The organism is Mycobacterium sp. 1245801.1 (genome assembly GCF_001673055.1).
In the GTDB taxonomy this organism is placed as follows: Bacteria; Actinomycetota; Actinomycetes; order Mycobacteriales; family Mycobacteriaceae; genus Mycobacterium; species Mycobacterium europaeum_A.
Map to the genome: position 1 here is coordinate 1 of NZ_LZKY01000285.1, position 22,090 is coordinate 22,090.

The 22,090-nt window shown below is 68.6% G+C and carries 23 protein-coding genes and 2 pseudogenes; 13 read left to right on the forward strand and 12 right to left on the reverse strand.

Features of this window, described 5'->3' with window-relative positions:
- From A5622_RS29280 to A5622_RS29285, 4 genes and pseudogenes are all read left to right on the forward strand, one after another.
- Nucleotides 1-104 (forward strand): annotated as a pseudogene (locus A5622_RS29280) (Rieske (2Fe-2S) protein); the annotation flags it as partial.
- A 42-nt stretch (nucleotides 105-146) separates the two neighbouring features.
- Nucleotides 147-533, forward strand: coding sequence for a cupredoxin family copper-binding protein (locus A5622_RS18290; RefSeq protein ID WP_066880451.1), 387 nt, complete (start codon nucleotides 147-149; stop codon nucleotides 531-533).
- Nucleotides 530-1,459, forward strand: coding sequence for a metallophosphoesterase (locus tag A5622_RS18295; protein WP_066880441.1), 930 nt, complete (start codon nucleotides 530-532; stop codon nucleotides 1,457-1,459). The genes A5622_RS18290 and A5622_RS18295 overlap by 4 nt, the downstream gene beginning before the upstream one ends.
- Nucleotides 1,456-1,848, forward strand: coding sequence for a hypothetical protein (locus A5622_RS29285; protein ID WP_066866251.1), 393 nt, complete (start codon nucleotides 1,456-1,458; stop codon nucleotides 1,846-1,848). Before A5622_RS18295 ends, A5622_RS29285 begins: the two co-directional genes overlap by 4 nt.
- Nucleotides 1,849-1,875: 27 nt before the next feature.
- Here A5622_RS29285 and A5622_RS18305 read toward each other — a convergent pair whose 3' ends face one another.
- The 8 genes from A5622_RS18305 to A5622_RS18340 form a co-directional block, all read right to left on the reverse strand.
- Nucleotides 1,876-3,012, reverse strand: a complete 1,137-nt coding sequence (locus A5622_RS18305; RefSeq protein WP_066880452.1) for an acyltransferase — start codon at nucleotides 3,010-3,012, stop codon at nucleotides 1,876-1,878.
- Nucleotides 3,013-3,170: 158 nt separating this feature from the next.
- Nucleotides 3,171-4,295 (reverse strand): acyltransferase, encoded by a 1,125-nt coding sequence (locus A5622_RS18310; RefSeq protein WP_066866253.1) that lies wholly within the window; start codon nucleotides 4,293-4,295, stop codon nucleotides 3,171-3,173.
- A 221-nt stretch (nucleotides 4,296-4,516) separates the two neighbouring features.
- Nucleotides 4,517-5,122, reverse strand: coding sequence for a dTDP-4-dehydrorhamnose 3,5-epimerase (gene rfbC / locus A5622_RS18315; RefSeq protein ID WP_066866255.1), 606 nt, complete (start codon nucleotides 5,120-5,122; stop codon nucleotides 4,517-4,519).
- Nucleotide 5,123: 1 nt separating this feature from the next.
- Complete coding sequence (gene rfbB / locus A5622_RS18320; RefSeq protein WP_066866257.1) at nucleotides 5,124-6,119, reverse strand: dTDP-glucose 4,6-dehydratase; 996 nt, start codon at nucleotides 6,117-6,119, stop codon at nucleotides 5,124-5,126.
- Nucleotides 6,120-6,145: 26 nt separating this feature from the next.
- A complete protein-coding gene (locus A5622_RS18325; RefSeq protein WP_066880442.1) occupies nucleotides 6,146-7,012 on the reverse strand; it encodes an LLM class F420-dependent oxidoreductase in 867 nt (288 codons plus the stop codon).
- 19 nt (nucleotides 7,013-7,031) lie between these two features.
- A complete protein-coding gene (locus A5622_RS18330; protein ID WP_066866261.1) occupies nucleotides 7,032-7,880 on the reverse strand; it encodes an LLM class F420-dependent oxidoreductase in 849 nt (282 codons plus the stop codon).
- 29 nt (nucleotides 7,881-7,909) lie between these two features.
- A complete protein-coding gene (locus tag A5622_RS18335) occupies nucleotides 7,910-9,463 on the reverse strand; it encodes an ATP-binding protein (RefSeq protein WP_066880443.1) in 1,554 nt (517 codons plus the stop codon).
- 7 nt (nucleotides 9,464-9,470) lie between these two features.
- Complete coding sequence (locus A5622_RS18340) at nucleotides 9,471-11,165, reverse strand: FAD-dependent oxidoreductase (protein WP_066866265.1); 1,695 nt, start codon at nucleotides 11,163-11,165, stop codon at nucleotides 9,471-9,473.
- 251 nt (nucleotides 11,166-11,416) lie between these two features.
- Between A5622_RS18340 and infA the strand changes: the two genes are divergently transcribed.
- From infA to truA, 8 genes are all read left to right on the forward strand, one after another.
- Entirely contained in the window at nucleotides 11,417-11,638 is a 222-nt protein-coding gene (gene infA, locus A5622_RS18345; RefSeq protein WP_003418601.1) for a translation initiation factor IF-1, read from the forward strand.
- 52 nt (nucleotides 11,639-11,690) lie between these two features.
- Nucleotides 11,691-11,804, forward strand: coding sequence for a 50S ribosomal protein L36 (gene rpmJ, locus A5622_RS28460; protein WP_003879483.1), 114 nt, complete (start codon nucleotides 11,691-11,693; stop codon nucleotides 11,802-11,804).
- 252 nt (nucleotides 11,805-12,056) lie between these two features.
- Entirely contained in the window at nucleotides 12,057-12,431 is a 375-nt protein-coding gene (rpsM, locus tag A5622_RS18350) for a 30S ribosomal protein S13 (protein ID WP_066880444.1), read from the forward strand.
- A gap of 6 nt (nucleotides 12,432-12,437) precedes the next feature.
- Nucleotides 12,438-12,854: a 30S ribosomal protein S11 gene (rpsK, locus tag A5622_RS18355; protein ID WP_008260256.1), complete on the forward strand. Its 417-nt coding sequence runs from the start codon at nucleotides 12,438-12,440 to the stop codon at nucleotides 12,852-12,854.
- A gap of 15 nt (nucleotides 12,855-12,869) precedes the next feature.
- Nucleotides 12,870-13,475, forward strand: a complete 606-nt coding sequence (rpsD, locus tag A5622_RS18360) for a 30S ribosomal protein S4 (protein WP_066866267.1) — start codon at nucleotides 12,870-12,872, stop codon at nucleotides 13,473-13,475.
- Between the two features lie 129 nt (nucleotides 13,476-13,604).
- Nucleotides 13,605-14,648 (forward strand): DNA-directed RNA polymerase subunit alpha, encoded by a 1,044-nt coding sequence (locus A5622_RS18365; RefSeq protein ID WP_007773471.1) that lies wholly within the window; start codon nucleotides 13,605-13,607, stop codon nucleotides 14,646-14,648.
- 118 nt (nucleotides 14,649-14,766) lie between these two features.
- On the forward strand, nucleotides 14,767-15,402 hold the full coding sequence (gene rplQ, locus A5622_RS18370; RefSeq protein ID WP_066866270.1) for a 50S ribosomal protein L17: 636 nt from the start codon (nucleotides 14,767-14,769) through the stop codon (nucleotides 15,400-15,402).
- Entirely contained in the window at nucleotides 15,380-16,240 is an 861-nt protein-coding gene (truA, locus tag A5622_RS18375) for a tRNA pseudouridine(38-40) synthase TruA (protein ID WP_082994627.1), read from the forward strand. Before rplQ ends, truA begins: the two co-directional genes overlap by 23 nt.
- Here truA and A5622_RS18380 read toward each other — a convergent pair.
- Both A5622_RS18380 and A5622_RS18385 read right to left on the reverse strand, forming a co-directional pair.
- Nucleotides 16,237-16,871: pseudogene (locus A5622_RS18380) on the reverse strand (cutinase family protein). The gene truA and the pseudogene A5622_RS18380 overlap by 4 nt on opposite strands.
- A gap of 42 nt (nucleotides 16,872-16,913) precedes the next feature.
- Nucleotides 16,914-17,816 carry a cutinase family protein gene (locus A5622_RS18385; protein WP_197497996.1) on the reverse strand — a complete coding sequence of 301 codons (903 nt, stop codon included), beginning with the start codon at nucleotides 17,814-17,816 and terminating at the stop codon, nucleotides 16,914-16,916.
- A gap of 121 nt (nucleotides 17,817-17,937) precedes the next feature.
- On the opposite strand from A5622_RS18385, the gene eccB reads away from it, so the two are divergent.
- Nucleotides 17,938-19,317 (forward strand): type VII secretion protein EccB, encoded by a 1,380-nt coding sequence (gene eccB, locus A5622_RS18390; protein ID WP_066880453.1) that lies wholly within the window; start codon nucleotides 17,938-17,940, stop codon nucleotides 19,315-19,317.
- Here eccB and mycP read toward each other — a convergent pair.
- Together mycP and eccD are read right to left on the reverse strand one after the other, a co-directional pair.
- The gene (gene mycP / locus A5622_RS18395) at nucleotides 19,282-20,595 is read right to left on the reverse strand and encodes a type VII secretion-associated serine protease mycosin (protein WP_066880446.1); all 1,314 of its coding nucleotides are present in this window, start codon (nucleotides 20,593-20,595) and stop codon (nucleotides 19,282-19,284) included. The genes eccB and mycP overlap by 36 nt on opposite strands.
- Nucleotides 20,592-21,974: a type VII secretion integral membrane protein EccD gene (gene eccD, locus A5622_RS18400; RefSeq protein ID WP_066880447.1), complete on the reverse strand. Its 1,383-nt coding sequence runs from the start codon at nucleotides 21,972-21,974 to the stop codon at nucleotides 20,592-20,594. The genes mycP and eccD overlap by 4 nt, the downstream gene beginning before the upstream one ends.
- Nucleotides 21,975-22,090 lie beyond the last annotated feature (116 nt).

Here is a 22,090-nt window from a genome sequence, read left to right on the forward strand (position 1 = left end):
ATCAATTGCCGATAGCGCCAAAGCCCTTGCCGGCATTGATGGTTCGCGAGGCGAACGGCGGCATCGAGGTGTTCGCCCCGGCGCGCCCCGAGCGGCCGGCCTGAGCGGTGTAACCCGCCGCCATATCTCTGGGCATGGATATCCCCATGCTTCGAAGATGTTTGGCGATCGTGCCGGCCGCGGGTGTGTTGGCATTGGCCGGTTGCTCCCAGCCCCGGCCGGTGGCGAACACCGCGGCGCCCACGACCGAGGTGTCGATCACCGCGCCGGCGGCTCCCGTGCGCGGCAATGAGGTCACCATCGACGGCTTCGCGTTCCAACCCGCCTCTTTGACCGTCACCGCCGGGACCACCGTCACCTGGACCAACCGCGACGAAGAGCCTCATACGGTGGCCGCAAGCGACGGCTCGTTTCACTCACCCGGCATGGGCACCGGAGCGACCTTCACCCATACCTTCGCCGCCGCAGGGACTTTCGACTACGTCTGCTCGATCCACCCGATGATGCGTGGCACCGTGGTGGTGACGGGATGAGTGAGCATGCGAACGGCATGACCCGCCGCCAGCTCATCCGGCACACGGCCTGGTTCGGAGCGGCGGTCGGATTCGCGGTGGCCGGCGGCGAGGTCATCTCCCATGCCGCCGGCGACGCCAAGGCTGCGCACGCGGCGGGACGGCCCACCCTGCGATTCGCCCAGATCAGCGACAGCCACCTCGGTTTCACCGGAGCACCCAACCCGGATGTCACCTCGACGTTCGGCCACGCGATCGATCAGGTCAACAACCTCGGATACACACCGGATTTCGTCATCCACACCGGCGACCTCACCCACCTGTCCAGCCCGGAACAGTTCGACCAGGTGAAGCAGATGATGAGCGGCCTCAAGACGCCGCACGTGCTGACCGTGCCCGGGGAGCACGACTCGATCGACGACGCGGGGCAGAAGTACCGAAACGCGTTCGGCGCCGGCTCGATCGGCGACGGGTGGTACAGCCTCGACATCGCCGGCGTGCACCTGATCGCGCTGGTCAATACCCTGAACCTGCACAAGCTCGGCCACCTGGGCGCCGATCAGCTGGAGTTCGTCAAGAAGGACGTCGCCCGCCTGTCCAGCGATACCCCCATCATCGTGTTCAGCCACATCCCGCTGTTCGCCATGTACCCGCAATGGGGCTGGGGCACCGACGACGCGACCCAGGCGCTGAGCTACCTGCGCCGCTTCTCCTCCGTCACCTGCCTCAACGGCCATGTCCACCAACTGTTTTCCAAGACCGAAGGCAACGTGACCTTCTACAGCGCAACCACCACCGCGTACCCACTGCCGCGACCGGGTGACGGGCCGGCGCCCAAGCCGGTCACGCTGCCCGCCGGCAAGCTGCGCGACGCGCTGGGCATCCGCGAGGTCAGCTACACCAGGGGAGAGACCGCCTTGGCCTTAAAGGAGCGGACGCTGCAATGAGTTTGGCGAACATCCTGGTGCGGCTCGGCCTCGCCGTGTCGCTGGCCGTCGCCGCCGCCAGCCACGCCTATCTCTATGTCCATGGCTACCACCACATTCCGATGATCGGCGCGGCATTCCTGGCGCAGGCCAGCGTGTCGTTCGCGCTCGCGCTGCTGATCCTGATCGGCGGGCCGGCCTGGCTGCGCTGGGCGGGCGCCGCGGTGGCGGGCGGCTCGCTGGTCGCGTTCGTCATGTCGCGCACCGTCGGGCTCTCCGGCTTCTTTGAGCGCGGCTGGGACCCGGCGCCGTACGCGGCCGTCAGCGTGACGGCCGAGGTGATCACGCTGGTGCTATGGGGGTTTGGCGGCCGCCTTTGGCTTCGAGCGCGCCAGACCACCTCCGTTTGAGGCGGCGTTTGAGGGACAGCGAGCAGACTAGGCGGCGCCCGGGGCCTCCGGAGCCGGCTGGTCGGCCAGGGCGTCGGCCCTGCTGACCGGCCCTGGCTCGTCGGAGCTGGACGTCACCGGGGCCGACCACTTGATCCGGAGCCGGCGCTTGAGGGACATCGAGGGTTTCTCGATGAGGAACCAGCTCGCCGCGGCCAGTGGCAGAGTGGCCGTCACCGCGGCAAGGAAGAACAGCACCGGGTGCAGGCGCGTCGCGAGCCCGGTTACGGCCAGCAATTGCTGGGCCGGGAATGCGTAGATATAGACGCCGTAGGACAGGTCGGTGCGCAGCCTCAACCGTTCGCTCTTGAGCAGGGAGCCGGTGACGACGACGGCGTAGGCCAGCGGAAGCGCGCCGACCACCCGGTAATCGGGCAGGAAGCCGGCCGCGATGACGATGACGACGCACACCGCGACCAGCGACCAGCGGGCGGGGATGACGTCTCGCCACTGATACAGCAGGGCACCGGCGGAGAACATGATGGCCGCGCGCACCGCGAGCTGCGGAATGGTCCACACGCCGGGAAAGGTCAGGGGCGGGACCACCAGCGCCGCCAGTGTCGCCACCACCAGAACAGCGGGGGATATCCACCGGCGATTGGCCAGCCCCGCCACGCCGATGGCGGCAACGAACACGTAGCACAGCAGTTCCCAGATCAGCGACCACATCGAACCGTTCCACGCGGGTCCACCCGGCACGCCGTGCAGCGTTCCGTCGATGGTCGGCTGCAGGTAAGCGATCGCGCTGTTCTTCAGGACGTACTGGAGCGGGGCGGTGGAACCGAGCAGCTTGGCGGCCGAACCGCCCTGGATCACCATGCTGAGCGGGGCGAAGACGAACGCGGTCACGACCAGGCACACGTAGAAGCCGGGCAGGATCCGCAACGCGCGGGCGGTGAGATAGTCACGCAGTCGGGGGTCGGTCAGCCAACTGCGGGTGATGAGAAAGCCGGAGATCGCGAAAAATCCGTCAACGCCCACCGAGAAGAAAAGCTGCAGCGTTGCCTTCGGGGGCATATGGCCGGTGCATGGCCAGGAGTGGAAGAGCATCACCTCGGCCGCCAACACCAACCGAAGTGCGTTGAGCGCGTTTCTTCGCGGATCGAAAACCTGCCCTAGCTTCATCCAGCCCTCCACCCCCACACACCACTCGCCGTCGGCGCCATCGTACGGGCCGCGGACACTTTGACGCTGACGCTCGCGCTGGCCTCGATCAGGTCGTGGCCCCGCGATTCTTTGCCCGCGGCGCGGCGTCTCGCGTCCTTGAATTGCAACGACGATGGCTAAACGGCACCGGGTACCTCCGGCGGCATCGCCAGGGCCGCTTGCTCGCGGGAGCCGACGGATCTCCGTTTGAGCCGGGCCTTCAGCGACCTCGCCGGCTTTTCGACCAGGAACCAGCTCGCAGCGGCCAGCGGCAGGGTGGCCACGGCCACGGTCAGGCAGAACACGATCGGATTGAGGCTGAGCAACCCGAGGACCGCCAGCAGCTGCTGGGTCGGGTACGCATAGATGTACATGCCGTAGGACAGGTCCGTGCGCAATCGCAATCGCCGGTTGTGCAGCAGGGACCCGGAGACGATGACGGCGTAGGCCAGCGGAACGGCGGCAACCACCCGGTAATCCGGCAGCTGGCCGGCCACCAGCACGATCACCACGCTCACCGCGACCAGCCACCAGCGCGCGGGGATCACGTCCCGCCACTGATAGAGCAGCGCCCCCGCGGCGAACATGATCGCGGCCCGGCACGCCATGAAGACCAGGACGATGCCCACGTTGCCCGTCGGCCGATTGAACACCTCGGGGAAGGTGACGGGCGGCATCATCGACGCCCCGATCGCCGCCACCACCAATATCACCGGCGAAACCCACCTGCGGTTGGCCAGTCCGGCCACGCCGATGGCGGCGACGACCAGATAGCACATGATCTCCCAGAACAGGGACCACAGCGACGCGTTCCAGATGCCCGCACTGGGAATGTCGAGCGGGGTGCCACCGACGTCGGGCTTGAGCCACAAGACCGCGGCGTTTTTCAGCACGTATTCGAACGGCGCGAATGAGAACAGCAGCTTCGCCGGCGAACCGCCCTGGATCGCCACGCTGAGCGGGGCGAACACGAAGGCGGTCACGATCATGCAGACGTAGAAGCCGGGCAGGATGCGCAGGGCCCGGGCGGCGAGGTAGGCGCGCAGCTTGGGGTTGCTCAGCCAGCTCGCGGTGATGAGGAATCCCGAAATCGCGAAGAACCCGTCCACCCCTACGGACAGCAGTAGCTGCAGAACGGCCCGCAGTGACGGCAGATGACCCCGAACCGGGTAGGTGTGCCAAAAGATGACCTCGGCCGCGAGCGCCAACCGCCACGCGTTGAGCGCATTGCTTCGCGGATCGAAGACCTGCCCGAGCTTCATCGGCGTCGCCCGCCGTCCGCGCTGGGCATCATCGGAATCATCGGCGCAATCTTAGCCTCACCCGCCAGCGATGAGGGCCGGTTGACGGTACTCGCCCGATTCGGTGACCGCAACCGCAGCGCTATTAAATATGTGTCCAACAGGCCGGTGACCAGGGCGGCGCCGTTTTGCGCCCGATGAGCGCCAAGAGCGTTGGGGCTCAAGCCCATGGCTGCGCGCGGTCAGCCGCGCAGGCCGTCGACGAACGCCTTCGTCTCTTCCCAGGTGGGCAGCAGCCCCGAGGCGCGCGCCTCTGCGAAGCTGGGCGCCGCGGCGTCGCGATCGGACAGGTTGGGCGCCGCCCCGTCCACCAGCGGCCAGTCGATGGCCAACGCCGGATCGGTCGCGCAAATGGTGTGTTCGCGCTGCGGGTTGTATTCCGCCGAGCACAGATACATCACCGTCGAATCGTCTTGCAGGGCCAGGAAGCCGTGGCCCAGGCCTTCGGACAGGTAGATCGTCCGGTGATCGGAGTCGTCGAGCAGCACGGAGTCCCACTGCCCGAAGGTCGGCGAGCCCTCCCGGATGTCGACGACCACGTCGAACACCGAACCGCGAACGCAGGTCACGTACTTGGCCTGGCTCGGTGGCACCTGGGCGTAGTGCAATCCGCGCAAAACACCCGCCGCGGACACCGAGCAGTTGGCCTGCCGGACGTCCAGCCGATGACCGGCGAAGGAGCTGAATCCCTTGTCGGCGAACCATTCGAAGAAGTGTCCGCGCGAATCGCCGTGCACGGTAGGGGTGATCTCCCAGGCGCCGGGGATCTTCAGTTCGCGAACTTCCACGCTACTGCCCACGCTCTTCGTAGCGGGCTTCCGAAGCGTCTTTCAACGGACGCCACCACGATTCGTTCGCGCGATACCAGTCAATGGTGGCACGCAGACCCTCCTCGAAGTCGGTATGCTTTGGCGCCCAACATAATTCGTCGTACAGCGTCGACGGGTCGATGGCGTAACGCAGATCGTGGCCGACGCGATCGGTGACGTGGTCGAAGTCGTCGGGCTCGCGGCCCATCATCTGCAGCAGCGTGCGCAGCACGGTCAGGTTGTCGCGCTCGCCTTCGGAGCTGATCAGGTAGGTGCGCCCGATCTCGCCGGAGTCCAGGATGCGGCGGACCGCGCTGTTGTGGTCGTCGACGTGGATCCAGTCGCGGACGTTGGCCCCGGTGCCGTACAGCTTGGGCCGCCGGCCGGTGAGGACGTTGGTGATCTGGCGCGGGATGAACTTCTCCACGTGCTGATACGGCCCGTAGTTGTTGGAGCAGTTGGAGATCGTCGCGCGCACGCCGTAGGAGCGCACCCACGCCCGCACCAGCATGTCGGCGGCGGCCTTGGTCGCCGAATACGGGCTGGACGGGTTGTAGGGCGTCGCCTCGGTGAATCGCTGGGGGTCGTCGAGCTCCAGGTCGCCGTAGACCTCGTCGGTCGAGATGTGGTGCAGCCGCACGCCGTAACGCCGTACGGCCTCGAGAATGGTGAAGGTGCCGACGACGTTGGTGTGCAGGAACGGCTCGGGGCCCTCCAGCGCGTTGTCGACGTGGCTCTCCGCGGCGAAGTGCACCACCGCGTCGGATTCGGCGACCAACCGCGACACCAGCTCGGCGTCGGTGATGTCGCCGACCACCAGCTCGATCGAGTCCTCGACGTCGGCCAGCGACTCACGCCGACCCGCATAGGTCAGGGCGTCGAGCACCGTGACGGAATCCTCGGGGTGTTCGCGGACCGTGCTGTGCACGAAGTTGGCGCCGATGAATCCAGCGCCGCCGGTGACCAGTAACCGCATGCCCAAACCCTAACCGAGCCGATCGGTCAGTTTGCGCCAGTCAGCCCCAGAGCTCCGGCCAATTCGCTCAGCGCAGGTAGCAGCGTCTCCTCGTCGTGGGCGCCGAGCACCTGGATCGCCACGTGGTCGGCGCCGGCCTGCAGGTGTTCGCCCAGCCGCGCCGCGATGTCGTCGGGGGTGCCGTAGGCGACCACCGCGTCGATCAGCCTGTCGCTACCGGGTTTGCGCACGTCGGCCTCGGTGAAGCCCAGCCGCAGCCAGTTGTTCACGTAGTTGCTCAGGCCCAGGTAGAACTCGACCGTCTGGCGCCCGATCGCGCGCGCCCGCTCCGCGTCGGTGGTGAGCACCACCTTGTGTTCGGGCGCCAAATACACTGCCCCGCCGAGCAACTCGCGCGCCTTCGCCGTGTGTTCGGGCGTCGTCAGGTAGGGATGGGCACCGGCGCTGCGCTGCGCCGCGAGCCGCAGCACCCGCGGGCCCAGCGCGGCGAGCACCCGCCGGCTGGTCGGCACCAGGGCGGCATCGAGTTCGTCGAGGTAGGAGACCAGGGCGTCGTACGGCTTGACGTATTCCTCGGTGTGTTCGGGGTGGCCCACCCCGACGCCCAGCAAAAACCTTCCCGGGTGCGCGCTTTCGATCCGCCGGAAGGACTCCGCGACGGCCCCGGCGGGCGCCGTCCAGATGTTGACGATCCCGGTGGCCAGTTGCAGCGACGTCGTCGCCGCCAGGGCCGGCTCGGCCCAGGACAGCTCGGCGTCCGGTGAGCCACCGATCCAGGCGGCGCCGTACCCCAGCGATTCGATGCCCGCCGCCAAATCCGCGGAGATGGATCGGGTGGGCAGCCACACGCCGAACCGGCCGAGTTCGGGCTTGAGTGAAACTCCCTCGGTCATCTGGGCTCCCCCTACGGTCTCAGGACTGCTTCAACCCCAGTGGCCCCGCCAGTTCGGCCAGCGCCGAGACCAGGTTTTCATCCTTTGTCAGGACCTGCACGGGGACGTGATCGGCGCCGGCGTCGAGGTGCTCGTTCAGCCGCGCCGCGATCTGGTCCACGGTGCCATACGCCACCACCGCGTCCACCAGGCGGTCGCTGCCGGGCCGGGTGACCTCGTCCTCGGTGAAACCCAGCCGCTTCCAGTTGTTTCGGTAGTTGGCGAGGTTGAAATAGATGTCGAGCGCCTTGCGGCCGACCGCCCGTGCCTTCTCGGCGTCGGTGGTCAGCACGACCTTGTGCTCGGGCGCCAGGAAGGCCGACGGCCCGATCAGCTCGCGGGCCCGCGCGGTGTGTTCGGGGGTGGTCAGGTAGGGGTGCGCGCCGGCCGAGCGCTCCGCGGACAGCTTGAGCACGCGCGGGCCCAGCGCCGCCACCACCCGGCGGTGGGCGGGCACGCCGTAGTCGTCGAGCTGCTTGAGGTAGTCGGACAGCGCGTCGTAGGGCTTGCGGTACTCGGTGTGCGCCTCGGGATGCCCGACGCCGATGCCCAGCAGGAACCGGCCGGGGTAGGCCGCCTCGATGCGGTGGAAGGATTCGGCCACGGGCCCTGCGGCCGCGGTCCAGATGTTGACGATGCCGGTGCCCACCTGCAACGTCGTGGTCGCTTCCAGGAGGGGTTCGACCCAGGCCAGCTCGGCGGGGGGTGAACCGCCGACCCACACGGCGCCGTAGCCCAGCGCCTCGATGTCCCTGGCCTGCTCGGGGGTGACGCCGCGTCCGAACGATCCGAACCGGCCGAGATTGGGTTTGCTCGCAGCATCGGTCATGGTTGTTCCCAACCCGCGCCCCGCGAAAGCTATTCCGAAACGGCCAGATCCTCGTCGGCATCGTCGAGATCGGTGGCCGCGACGTCGGCGGCGGGCGCCGTGAGCGGGAGCAGCACGATGAACCGGGTGTCGCCGGGCACCGACTCCACCCGCAGGTCGCCGCGATGCTTCTTCACCACGATGTTGAACGCCAGGTCCAGGCCCAGCCCGGTGCCCTCGCCGAAGGGTTTGGTGGTGAAGAACGGCTCGAAGATGTGTTCGCGGATGTCCTCGGGTATGCCCGGGCCGGTGTCGCAGATTTCGATGCGGGCCAGGTTGTCGCCTTCGGCGCAGGTGCGGATGGTCAGGGTGCCACCGGTGTCGCGCATGGCGGCGATCGCGTTGTCGATGATGTTGGTCCACACCTGATTGAGATCGCCTGGGTAGCAAGGGATTTCGGGAAGGGTCTGGTCGAAGTCCTTGACGACGGTGATCGCCTTCGCGCCCTTGCCGCCGTCCTTGCCGCCGTCCTTGGTCAACCGGTCGGCGAACATCACCAGGGTGCTGCGCAGCAGGTCGTGCACGTTGGTCACCTGGAACGGGGCGCGATCCATCTGCGAATACTGCTTGGCGTCGGCGACCAGCGCCGAAATCCGTTTGCTGGCTTCCAGAATCTGATTCATCAGCAGCTCGCTCTCGATGGTGTAGTTGATCCAACGGATCGCCTGCTCCAGCGATGTCGATGCGAGTTCCTCGGTGACCGCGGAGATCCGCTCCAGCCAATCGGTGTCGATGCCGCCCTCGACGAACGTCGGGGCGATGTCCCAACCGCCGTCGATGCCGTGCTCTTCCAGCCAGTCGCCGACGGCGTCCTCCCGGTCGGAGGTCTCGAGCGCGGTCAAATGCTGCCCCGATCCTGGAGCAGCGGACTTGGCGACCTGCTCGGCGACCCGCTCCTGCAGCCGCACCAGGGCGCTGAGCGCCTCGGGGGTGATGGTCCCGTCGGCCAGCATCGCCAGCTTGTGGCGCATGTTGGCCACCCGTTCGCGCAGATCCGCCGCGGACCTCGAGATCGCCGCCGCGGGGTTGTTCAGCTGGTGCGTCAGCCCGGCCGACAACCGGCCCAGCGCCAGCAGCTTCTCTCGGTTGTCGATGATCCGGCGGGTCCGGTCGGTGCCGACGGCGATGCCGTCGAGCAGATGCACCGCCATCGGGAACTGGTCCCGCATGAACTGGGCGAACACCGGCGCGTCCATCACGAAGAAGCGCGACGGCTTGGTCACGTGTACCGAGGCGTCGTAGCTCTTCTGCTTGCCGCCGGTGAACGCCCGCCACGCCCCGCAATACACGCCGCGCTGCGAGGTGCGGTTGGTCTCGATGTCCTGGCCGCCGGAGAGCTTGCTCATGGTGAGCTCCCCGTCGATCAAGACGTAGAAGCAGGTCGCCGGCTCGCCCTCGACGCAGATCGGACCGGGTTCGTAGTGCTGAATGTGGCCGTTGGCGCACAGCACCGCGAGCTGCTCGTCGGTGAGCGCCTCGAACAGGAACAGGCTGCGCAGCTCGTCGGGCTGACAGGGCACCTTGGTCGATTCGGAGCCGGTCATACCCCTCCTAGCTCTCGGCCAGGTAGCGGTGGACCAGCATGACGGCCATCGACCCTTCACCGACGGCGGCGGCGACCCGTTTGGCCGAGGTCGAGCGGACGTCGCCGGTGGCGAACACGCCGGGCACGCTGGTTTCCAGGTGATGCGGCGGGCGTTCCAACGTCCAGCCGCACACGTTGCGCAGGTCCGGTCCGGTCAGGATGAAACCGTGGTCGTCGCGGGCCAGCACCCCGTCGAGCCAGTCGGTGCGCGGGGCGGCGCCGATGAAGATGAACATCCGCGCGCAGGTGACGTCCTCGATCTCCCCGGTGCGGTTGTTCACCAGCCTCAGCTGCTCGAGGTGGCCGTCGCCGGTGGCGCGCTGCACCTCGGTGCAGGTCAGCACGTTGATCTTGGGGTTCGCCTCGATCTGCTGGATGAGGTAGTAGGACATCGACGCCTCCAGCGACGGGGCGCGCACCACGATGTTGACGGACTTGGCCGTCCGCGACAGGTACATCGCGGCCTGGCCGGCCGAATTCGCCCCGCCGATCACGTAGACCTCTTCGTCTTCGCACTCCGGGGCGACCGAGATGGCCGCGCCGTAGTACACGCCGCAGCCGGTCAGCTCGGTGCAGCCCTCCGCCTGCAGCTGGCGGTAGGACACCCCGGTGGCCAGGATGACGGCGTGCGCGTCGATCGAGCCGCCGTCGGCGAACCGCACGGTGCGCTTGGATCCGTTCACCTCGAGGGCGACGGCCTTACGCGCGGTGATCAGCTCGGCGCCGAATTTTTCCGCCTGCCGCCGCGCCCGGTCGGCCAGCTGCCCGCCCGAGACCCCGTCGGGGAAGCCCAAATAGTTCTCGATGCGCGAGCTCTGCCCGGCCTGGCCGCCGGTGGCGATGTGCTCGATGAGCACGGTGCGCAGCCCCTCGGAGGCGCCGTACACGGCGGCGGCCAGGCCGGCGGGCCCACCGCCGACCACGATCAGGTCGTAGAACTCCTGCGACGGCGTGGTGGTCAGGCCCAGCGTCTCGGCCAGCTGCGCATCGGTGGGCTCGACCAGGGTGTCGCCGCGCTGGGTGATGACCACCGGCAGTCGCCTGCCGTCCTCGCCGGCCGCGCTGAGCAGCCGCTCGCCGGCGGGCTCGTCGGCCATGAACCAGGTGTAGTAGAGGCCGTTGCGGGCCAGGAAGTCGCGGACCTGCCACGACCGCGCCGACCAGCGGTGGCCGATCACCTTGGTGTGCGGGATGGGGTGCTCGGGCGCGGCGCGCCAGGCGTCCAGCAGCCCGTCGATGACCGGGTAGAACTTCTCCTCCGGGGGATCCCACGGCTTGAGCAGGTAGTGGTCCAGGTCGACGACGTTGATCGCGTCGATGGCGGCGTGGGTGTCGGCGTAGGCGGTCAGCAGCACCCGGCGGGCCGCGGGATACAGGTCCATCGCCTGCTCGAGGAACTCGATGCCGCTCATCTGCGGCATCCGGTAGTCGGCGATGAGCAGCGCGACGGTCTCGCCGCGCAGTTTGAGCTCCTTGAGCGTGCCCAGGGCGTCGGGCCCGGATTCCGCGCGCACGATCCGGTGTTGCTCGCCGTAGTGGCGGCGCAGGTCGCGGGCGACCGCCCGGGACACCGAGGGATCGTCGTCGACGGTCAGCATGACGGGCTTGCGCGGTTGCGCTGCGGCCTCTGGCGGGCCCGAGGGGGCCGAGGGGTTAGTCATCGGCGTTAAGTATGCGCTCGTCAGCGGCCGTGCGGGAGGTCGAGCTGGCGGGCCGCGTTCCGCCGGCAGCGATTTTGGTGGAGGGCAATAACCAGGTATCGTGGAACAACGGTGCGGCATCCGCGCCGACTTTTTGTGTGCCAAGTCCCTAGGAATTTCCTGTCACCGGCTCACGTTCCAAGTCGGTGCACTGTCGCGTCGACTAGGCGCAGACGAGAACGAAACTATACGACGAGGATTCTTAACTAGTTATGGCCAAGAAGGACGGCGCCATCGAGGTGGAAGGCCGGGTGGTCGAGCCGCTGCCCAATGCGATGTTCCGCATTGAGCTGGAGAACGGCCACAAGGTGCTTGCCCACATCAGCGGCAAGATGCGGCAGCACTACATCCGCATCCTGCCGGAGGACCGGGTGGTGGTGGAGTTGTCTCCCTACGACCTGTCCCGCGGCCGCATCGTGTACCGGTACAAGTAACCGCGCCTGAGCTCCAACAACCTACGAATAGACAGAACAGGATCGAACAGCCGTGAAGGTGAACCCGAGCGTCAAGCCAATCTGTGACAAGTGCAGGGTGATCCGTCGGCATGGGCGGGTCATGGTGATCTGCTCCGATCCGCGCCACAAGCAGCGCCAGGGCTGACCTGCCCCAGCACCGTCCGGCGACGATGCAGTCCGTGAACGGACTGAGGAGGAGTCGGACGATCCAACCGAACACAACTGAATGCAGACCTCCCAGCACCACTGAGCTGCCTGGCGCGCCAAGCGCCAAAAAAGACGAATCAGCGTCGCTCATCCACGTCCGGTCGGAGGCCGGGCCCCGGTAACACCCAGGTGGGACCGGGAACGGGCTGGGAACAGACCTCCGCCTAGAAAAAAAGAGGAAACGCCACCCATGGCTCGACTAGTAGGCGTCGACCTTCCGCGTGACAAGCGGATGGAGATCGCCCTGACCTACATTTTCGGCGTCGGCCGCACCCGGTCGAACGAGATCCTGGAAGCCACCGGCATCGACCGGAACCTGCGCACCCGGGACCTGACCGACGACCAGCTGACCCACTTGCGTGACTACATCGAAGCGAACCTGAAGGTGGAGGGTGACCTGCGCCGCGAGGTTCAGGCCGACATCCGGCGCAAGATCGAAATCGGCTGCTACCAGGGCCTGCGGCACCGCCGCGGCCTGCCGGTGCGCGGCCAGCGGACCAAGACCAACGCGCGCACCCGCAAGGGCCCCAAGCGCACCATCGCCGGCAAGAAGAAGGCCAGGTAACCCCCCATGCCACCAGCCAAGAAGGCAGCCTCCGCCCCCAAGAAGGGGCAGAAGACCCGTCGCCGGGAAAAGAAGAACGTCCCGCACGGCGCCGCCCACATCAAGAGCACGTTCAACAACACGATCGTGACCATCACCGATCCGCAGGGCAACGTCATCGCCTGGGCGTCGTCGGGTCACGTCGGGTTCAAGGGCTCGCGGAAGTCGACGCCGTTCGCCGCGCAGCTGGCCGCCGAGAACGCGGCCCGCAAGGCGCAGGAGCACGGCGTGAAGAAGGTCGACGTGTTCGTGAAGGGCCCGGGCTCGGGCCGGGAGACGGCGATCCGGTCGCTGCAGGCCGCCGGTCTGGAGGTCGGCGCGATCTCCGACGTCACCCCCCAGCCGCACAACGGCGTTCGCCCCCCGAAGCGACGCAGGGTCTAGGAGGAAAAGAACCCAATGGCTCGTTACACCGGACCCGTCACCCGCAAGTCGCGCCGGTTGCGCACCGACCTCGTCGGCGGCGACCAGGCGTTCGAGAAGCGCCCCTACCCGCCCGGCCAGCACGGCCGCGCGCGGATCAAGGAAAGCGAATACCTGCTGCAGCTGCAGGAGAAGCAGAAGGCCCGCTTCACCTACGGCGTGATGGAAAAGCAGTTCCGTCGCTACTACGAAGAGGCCGTGCGCCAGCCCGGCAAGACCGGCGAAGAGCTGCTGCGCATCCTGGAAAGCCGGCTGGACAATGTCGTGTACCGCGCCGGCCTGGCTCGCACCCGCCGGATGGCGCGTCAGCTGGTCAGCCACGGACACTTCAGCGTCAATGGTGTGCACGTCAACGTCCCGAGCTACCGGGTGTCGCAGTACGACATCATCGACGTGCGGGACGGCTCGCTGAACAACGTGCCGTTCCAGATCGCGCGGGAGACCGCGGGCGACCGCCCGATCCCGAGCTGGTTGCAGGTGGTGGGGGAGCGTCAGCGCATCCTCGTCCACCAGCTGCCCGAGCGGGCGCAGATCGACGTGCCGCTCGCCGAGCAGCTCATCGTCGAGTTCTACTCGAAGTAAAGACCCCCTGCGCTGAACCGGCGCAGGTCTGCGACGATCGCAAGCGCGGCGAAGCCGGGCGCAGCGGGTCGGAGCGGGCAACACAGCGGCATCAAATAGCGGGTGCCGAGAAGGAGAAGAAGAAACACCATGCTGATCTCTCAGCGACCCACATTGTCGGAGGAAGTCCTCACCGACAGCCGCTCCCAGTTCGTCATCGAGCCGCTGGAGCCGGGATTCGGTTACACCCTGGGCAATTCGTTGCGCCGCACGCTGCTGTCCTCGATTCCGGGTGCGGCCGTCACCAGCATCCGCATCGACGGCGTGCTGCACGAGTTCACCACCGTGCCGGGCGTCAAGGAAGACGTCACCGCGATCATCTTGAACCTCAAGAGCCTGGTGGTGTCCTCCGAGGAGGACGAGCCGGTCACCATGTACCTGCGCAAGCAGGGCCCGGGTGAGGTCACCGCGGGCGACATCGTGCCGCCCGCCGGTGTCACGGTGCACAACCCCGACCTGCACATCGCGACGCTGAACGACAAGGGCAAGCTCGAGGTCGAGCTCGTCGTCGAGCGCGGCCGCGGCTACGTGCCCGCCGTGCAGAACCGCGCCTCGGGTGCCGAAATCGGCCGCATCCCGGTCGATTCCATCTATTCGCCGGTGCTCAAGGTCACCTACAAGGTGGACGCCACCCGTGTCGAGCAGCGCACCGACTTCGACAAGCTGATCCTGGACGTCGAGACCAAGAGCTCGATCAACCCCCGCGACGCGCTGGCGTCGGCGGGCAAGACCCTGGTCGAATTGTTCGGTCTGGCACGCGAACTCAACGTCGAGGCCGAGGGCATCGAGATCGGGCCGTCGCCGGCCGAGGCCGACCACATCGCGTCGTTCGCGCTGCCGATCGACGACCTGGACCTGACGGTGCGCTCCTACAACTGCCTCAAGCGCGAGGGCGTGCACACCGTCGGCGAGCTGGTCAGCCGCACCGAGTCCGACCTGCTCGACATCCGCAACTTCGGTCAGAAGTCCATCGACGAGGTGAAGGTCAAGCTGCACCAGCTGGGCCTGTCGCTCAAGGACAGCCCGCCGAGCTTCGACCCCTCGCAGGTCGCGGGTTACGACGTCGCCACCGGCACCTGGTCTTCCGAGGCGTCCTACGACGACCAGGACTACGCCGAAACCGAACAGCTGTAACGGCCGTCCGGCGACGATGCGGCCGTGCAGCGGCCGCTGAGGAACCGGACACAACTGACGAAAGTCCGTCCCGGCCCTACCTGATACGGGGGCCGGCCACTTCAAGGAGATAGTCGCAATGCCCAAGCCCACCAAGGGACCTCGCCTCGGCGGGTCGTCTTCGCACCAGAAGGCGCTGCTCGCCAACCTGGCCACCTCCCTGTTCGAGCACGGCCGGATCAAGACGACCGAGCCCAAGGCGCGGGCGTTGCGGCCGTACGCGGAGAAGCTGATCACGCACGCGAAAAAGGGTGCGCTGCACAACCGTCGCGAGGTGCTGAAGAAGATCCGCGACAAGGACGTGGTGCACGCGCTGTTCGCGGAGATCGGCCCGTTTTACGCCGACCGCAACGGCGGCTACACCCGCATCATCAAGGTCGAGCCGCGCAAGGGCGACAACGCCCCCATGGCCGTGATCGAGCTGGTGCGGGAGAAGACGGTCACCTCCGAGGCCGACCGGGCGCGACGGGTGAAGGCTTCCAAGAAGTCCGACGCCCCGGTCGCCGCGGCGGCGGCGCCTCAGGCGGCCGTCGAGCCCTCCGAAGCCGTCGGCCCCACGGCCGAGGAGGCCACGGCCGAGGAGACCACGGAGGCACCCGAGGTTTCGCAGGCCACGGAGGCGGAGGCCGCCGCCGAAGAAAAGCACGACGAGGCCATCGAGGCGCGGGCCGAGGCCGAGAAGGCCGAAGAGGCTGACGAGGCTGACGAGAGTTAGCGAGGACGTCCGTCTGCGGCTCGATATCGCCTACGACGGAACCGGTTTCGCGGGCTGGGCCACTCAGGCCGGCCAGCGGACCGTGGCCGGGATTCTCGACGAGGCGCTGACGACGGTCTTCCGCACGCCGGTGCGCCTGCGCGCGGCGGGCCGCACCGACGCCGGCGTGCACGCGACCGGGCAGGTGGCCCACGTCGACGTGCCGGCCGACGCACTGCCCAACGCCTATCCGCGCGCACCGCACGTCGGTGAGCCGGAGTTCGGACCGCTGCTGCGCCGGCTGGGTCGATTCCTGCCCACCGACGTCCGGGTCGTCGACATCACCCGCGCGCCGGCGGGTTTCGACGCCCGGTTCTCGGCGCTGCGTCGTCACTACGAGTACCGGCTCTCGACGGCGCCCTGGGGGGTGCAGCCGCTGCAGGCCCGCTACGTCACCGCGTGGCCTCGCCCCCTGGACGTCGAGGCCATGGCGACGGCGTCACGAGACCTGTTGGGACTGCACGATTTCGCCGCGTTCTGCCGTCATCGCGAGAACGCCACCACCATCCGCGATCTGCAGCGCCTGGAGTGGACCCGCGACGGCGACCTGATCACCGCACAGGTCAGCGCCGACGCGTTCTGCTGGTCGATGGTGCGCTCACTGGTCGGGGCGCTGCTGGCCGTCGGCGAACACCGCCGCCCGGTGTCCTATTGCCGCGAATTGCTCAGTGCCACCGAGCGATCCAGTGACTTCGCCGCCGCGCCCGCGCACGGGCTTTCGCTGGTCGCCGTGGACTACCCGCCCGATGACCAGCTGGCCGCGCGCAACCTGATCACCCGCGACATCCGCTCGCGCTAGACCCGGGACGCCACGAAAGTCGCAGCCTTGTTGGTCAATCCGGGCACGTAGCCCAGGTGCGAGCTCCACTGCATGCCCGACGAGCAGATCGGGTCGCCCGGGTTGCACAGGTCGATGGTCTTGCCCTCGAAGTTGGGGGACAGGGCGCTCATCAGTTGACCCGCCCGGCCGGACGGGTTGCCGAACAGCGCGACCGCCGCGACGTGATCGGCGGCCCCGGGCGGCAGCGGCTGGCGGTAGCCGAGGCCGGACACCGGTGCGGCCGTGACGATATCGACAACGGCGGCGCCCTGCGAATACCCGCCCAGCACCAGTTTGGTGCCGGGGCAGTTGGCGGCCATCTGCTGGATGTGGGCGCTGGCGTCATTGGCGCCGTTGGCGGCTGCCAGAAAGTCCTTGCTTGCCGGGTAGTTCACCCATATGCGCCAACGCTTTTGCGAGTCTGCTCGCGCAACGAGCTGACGAAGGCGCCACCCACCTTGCCGACACCTGGCGGCTCGTCGGTGCCTCGGGCAAACACCACTTCAACGCCGGGGCACGATGCCGACGCATGCGGAACCAATTGGGGGGCAATCAATAACGCGCCCGTCGCGCCAATTCCGATGCCCAGCCCTAACGGGATAAGCCTCACACAGCGATGTTAAGGGGGCGTTGATAACCCGACGGTAACGATTTAGACGAGAGGTGCTTGCGGTGCGGCCGTGGTCGGGACGACCGGGCCGGTTGCGGGCCCCGGACCCCCGTCGTGAATCGACGGGCCCGAACCGGGGGTCTGCCCGTTAACCGGCGACTGCTGGCCGTAGCCGGGTTGCTGCGGGCCGTAGCCGGGGCCCAGGGGCGGACCGAAGGCGGGTGACTGCTGGCCCAGGCCGGCGGCCGCCAGTTTCTGCGCGACGAACGCCGCAGCCTGGGTGGTGTAGACGGGGACGTAGCCCTCGGTGTGCCCGCTCCACTCGTTGCCCTCGCCCGCGTGACAGATCGGGTCGTTGGGGTTGCAATAGTCGGCGGCCTTGGAGCCCAGCATCGCGCTCTTGGTGGGTAGCGACCCTCCGGCGCGGTCGGCCACGTCACCGAAGGTCACGACGGCGGCGATGTCGTTGGCGTATTGCGCGGGCAGGGTGTTGCCCCAGCTGATGCCGCCGATGGGGACCCCGGCCACGATGTCCATCACGGAGGCGCCCTGGGAGTAGCCGCCCAGCACGATCTTGGTGTTGGGGCACTTCTCCACGCTCTTCTTGACCCGGTCGATGGTGTCGTTGGCGCCGTCGCCGCCGTGCAGCTGCAGCTTGCTGGCGGCGTAGTTCACCCCGTAGGGCAGGATGTTCAGGCCGCCCGTCTGCTGGCGCAGCGAGTCGACCAGCGCGTCGCCGACCCGGCCCAGGCCGGGGGGCTCGTTGGTGCCGCGGGCGAAGATGACCTCGACGTCCGGGCAGTCGTCGGCGGAGGCCGTGGGCGCCGCGGCGGGGGTTGCGAGCAGGCCAGCGGCGATAACCAGGGCAGACGCACCCAGACCGAGCAAGCGGCCTGCTGACCGCGCGGTGCCCGCCCGAAGGGTACGTGTGCGGTGAGTTTTCACCGGGCGATTTTACCCAATTTCCGGTCAACCGAAACGCCCGCGACCTGTGGATAACCGCTCTGACGGTGCGAAACGGCGCCGTAGCGTGGGCGTCGACGGATTCATCGGATGGGGAGATCTCGTGCCGCCTCGGCCGGCCACGTGGGTGCAGGTCAGCGCTCACCGATATTTGCTGCGGCGCGTCGAAGGCGCGCTGCTGGGCGAGGGGGTAGGGGCGGCCTGGCCCGGCTCGCGTGGGCGCCGGGTATCGCTGCTGTGCGGATGTGTACTCACCGCTGTCGCCCTGGCCGGCTGCGCGCTGCTGGCGGTGCTGCGACCACACGTGGCGCTCGACCGCGCGCGCATCGTGATGAGCCGTGAATCCGGTGCCCTCTTCGTCCGGGTGGGCGACGTCTGGCATCCGGTGCTCAACCTGGCTTCGGCCCGGCTCATCGCGGCGACGGCCGCCAACCCCCAGCCGGTCACCGATTCCGATTTGAGCACCACCAAACGCGGTCCGCTGCTGGGCATTCCGGGGGCACCGGAGTCTCTGGGCAGGCCGCTGTCCCCGGACGATACGGATTGGGCGATATGCGCTAGCACCGACGCCAGCACCGCCACGGCCGTCATCATCGGCCCACGCTCCGAGGCGCCACCGGCGCACCGGGTGACCGGCGGGGAAGCGATCCTGGTGGCGACGGCCGCGGGTTCGCCGGCCTATTTGCTCTACGACGGCCACCGCGCGCTGGTGAACCTCGACGACGCTGCTGTCGTGCGCGCGCTGCGCCTCGAGCGCCGGGCGCCGGTGACCGTCTCGCCAGCGTTGCTGAACGCCGTGCCGGAGGTGCCGCCGATCGCGCCGCCGCGGATCCGCGGCAGCGGCACCAGGGCGCCGGGACTGCCCGGGCTTCCGGTCGGCAGTGTGCTTCGCATCACACGCGCCGACGGCGACGAGTATTACGCGGTGCTGGTCGCCGGGGTGCAACGCATCGGCCAGGTTGCCGCCGACCTGCTGCGCTTCAGCAACCCGCAGGGCACGACCAACGCCGTCACCGTCGCCCCCGACGCCATCCGGTCCGCGCCCGTCGTCACCGAGCTGCCGGTCGCCCTCTTTCCCGACCGGCCGCCGACGTTCTCAGATCCCGCCGGCACGTTGTGCGCGAGCTGGGAGGGAAAGAGAACCGGCGTCGCCTTAATGGCGGAGGCCGGGCTGCCCATCCCGGCCGGCCGGACGCCGGTGGCCTTGGCGCAAGCCGACGGTGACGGCCCCGCGCTGGACGCCGCGTACGTTCCGGCCGGGCGAAGCGCCTACGTGCGGGCGGGCGACGGCGCCGGCACCCGCTACCTGATCACCGACACCGGCGTCCGGTTCGCCGTTCACGACGACGACGCCGCGCGCGACCTCGGTCTCACCGACGCGGCGCCGGCGCCGTGGCCGCTGCTCACGCTGTTGCCGGCCGGCCCGGAGCTGAGCCGGCGGAACGCCTCAATCGCCCGCGATGCGGTCGCGGGCTCGCCGTAGGCGGCCTCGGGCGGCCCCGGCGGCCACCGCGATCGTCAGCGCAACCAGGCAGATCGCGGCCCCACGCAGGGCGGTGTCCCGGGCGCGGGAATCGCGCGGCCCGACCGGCGCCGGCGCTGCGATCGGCGCGGGCGCCGGCGATGGGGCGGGCCTGTCGGCCGGTGCGCCGGTGCCGGCGCTGACCGCGGCGAGCGGGTCGATGGTGCCGTTGCCGACGAGGGGATCCCACCCCGCGGGTGGATGACGCGCCGTCGCCTTGATGCGCTGCATCACCTGGCGGGCGGTCAGCGCCGGGAAGCGAGCGCGGATCAGCGCGGCCAGCCCGCTGACCATCGGGGCGGCATAGCTGGTGCCGGACACCGGGTCCGGCGTGAGTGACGGCACCGCCTCACCCGGCGCGGCGACATCCACCCAGGGACCGGCCAGGGTGAACGGCGAGGGCGTCCCGTCGGCTTTGACCGACCCGACGGTCAGCACGTAGTCGTCGTACCAGGCGGGACTGACGGTCACCGTGAGGGTCTGCCAGGTGGCATCGCCACGTTGGGGCGGGCACTGTCCGGCGCCGCCGGTGTTGCCCGCCGCGGCCACGACGACGGCATTCTTGACGTCGACGGCGTAAGCCAGTGCGGCACCCAACGCACGGTCATCGGGCGCCCGGGCCGCCGGTGTGCACGCCACCGAGGAAATGTTGATCACCGAGGCCCCCAGGTCGGCGGCCGTCCGGACGGCCTTCGCCATGGTGTCGACATCGCCGACCCCGATCCGGGATCGGTCGCCGGTCGGGGCGAATTTGGCACTGGACTGGCGAATGCTGATCAAGGTGGCCTCCGGTGCCACCCCGCTGAAACCGTCGGACTTGGACTCCGTTGTGGCCGCGATGATTCCGGCCACCAGAGTGCCGTGCGCATCGCAATCCTGCGTGCCGTCGCCGGTGGATACGTAGTCACCCCCGGGCACCACATCGGGCAGTCGCCGATGTCGCGAGATGCCGGTGTCGATGACCGCGACCCGCTGTCCGGTGCCGCGGCTGAGTTGCCACACCGCCGACAGGTTGCCGAGATTCGCCGGTCGGTTGCGGCCCGGTCCCGAGTCGGCAGTCAGCGTGGCGCAGACCTCGCGTTGTGTGGTCGGCCACGGGGGCGCCGGCCGCGCCGGTATGGGCAACCACCTGTCGTCGACGTCCGGGGGCGAAACAGCCTGCGCCGTCGGGCTTCCGAGCGCGGCCGCCAGCGTCAGCGCCGACACCGTCAGCAGGCGACCGGCGCGCGGGCTCATCATCGGAGGCTCACACCGCGGATCGCGCCGTAGAGTCCACATATCCAGCAGGTCAAGGGAACCATCGCGGCCAGCGCCAGCCATTCCAGTTGTCCGATGCCGCGGCGCACGACGGGCGAGGCGGGCCGCGCCGGGGCGACGAACCCGAAATACATGGCCACGACGACCGACACCGTGGTTGCGGCCGCGACCCAGGGAACGTGCACCGCCGAACGCGCGGCGGTCACGCCGAATGTCGTTGCGGCGATGATGATTCCGCTGATCGCGAACACCAGCGTTCGTCTGATGTCGGCGGACGGGGAGCGCAGCAGCAACAGCGCGGCGGTGAGGGTGCCGAACGCGGTGCACGACAGGCGCGGCGCTCCGGCGAGCACGGTGGCGATCGCTCCCAGGGCAGCCGATACCGACAATCCCGCCAGCAGACCCGTCAACCAGCTGTCGGCGCGCACCGCTTGGCGGCGCACGGCCGCGTCGCCCGGGTCGGTCTTCGGCACCCCGGATGTTCCCAGCCGGGGCGCCAACCCCGCCAGCGCGATCGATGCGCGCGGCGCCACTGAGAGCAGGCCCAGCGACACCACCCCCGCCGCCGAGGCGATGGCGCACAATGGCGCCCCGCCGATCACACCCGCCAACGCCGCCAGCGCGATCACCCCCGTGCAACACGAGACGGCCGTTAAAGTGACTGAGCTGCAGCTTGTTACGCGCACCGCCACCACCGAGGTGACCGCGGCCGCGGCTGCGGCCAGCAAGACGTGGGGAACGCCGGGCGCACCCGGCACCGCCACGAAACCGGCGAGCCCGGCGAACGCCGTCGCGATCGCGCTCAGCGCAAGCCCGGCGGTCCGGTCCCCATGGCCGCGGTGCGCGATGGTCGCCAGCCCAAGGGTGAGGACAGCGGACAAGAGTGATACGGCGGTCGTGGCCGCATCACGGCTCCCATTGCCGCTCAGCGCATTACGCAGGATCACCAGCCCTCCGGCCGCCGTCAACAGCATCGCCGCCGCCGCGCCGATCAGGCGGACCGCGTGCCGGTGCAAGGATTCGTGGTGCGGCTCGGTGGCCGGGTCGAGTGCGGCCGCGACGGCGTCCGCCACATCGAAGTAACGGGGGCCGGGCAACGGTGTGGTGCCTCTGCTCAGCAGCAGGGTCGCACCGTCAGCGATGCCGTGCTGGGCCAGCGTCATCGACGGATCCAAGCCGGCCGCGGCCGGCGGCGACAGGCGGTAGCGCACGGCTTCGCCGTCGGGGCAGTCGACACCGAGGAGGTCGACGATCGACGGAAGCAACACGGCGACAGGGATTTCGGCGGGCAGGGCGACATCGACGGCTGCGCTCTGCCAATGCACGCAGACGCGTCGCAGCCCGGTATCGATTGCAGGCAACGGCGAAACCCTTCGGTCGGACTGAGGCACAACATAACCGGGTTCGAGCGTTGCGGTGTCCGGCTGTCCCCAGGTGACTTGTCGCCGATGTCAGTGCTACCTAACGTCATCGCACC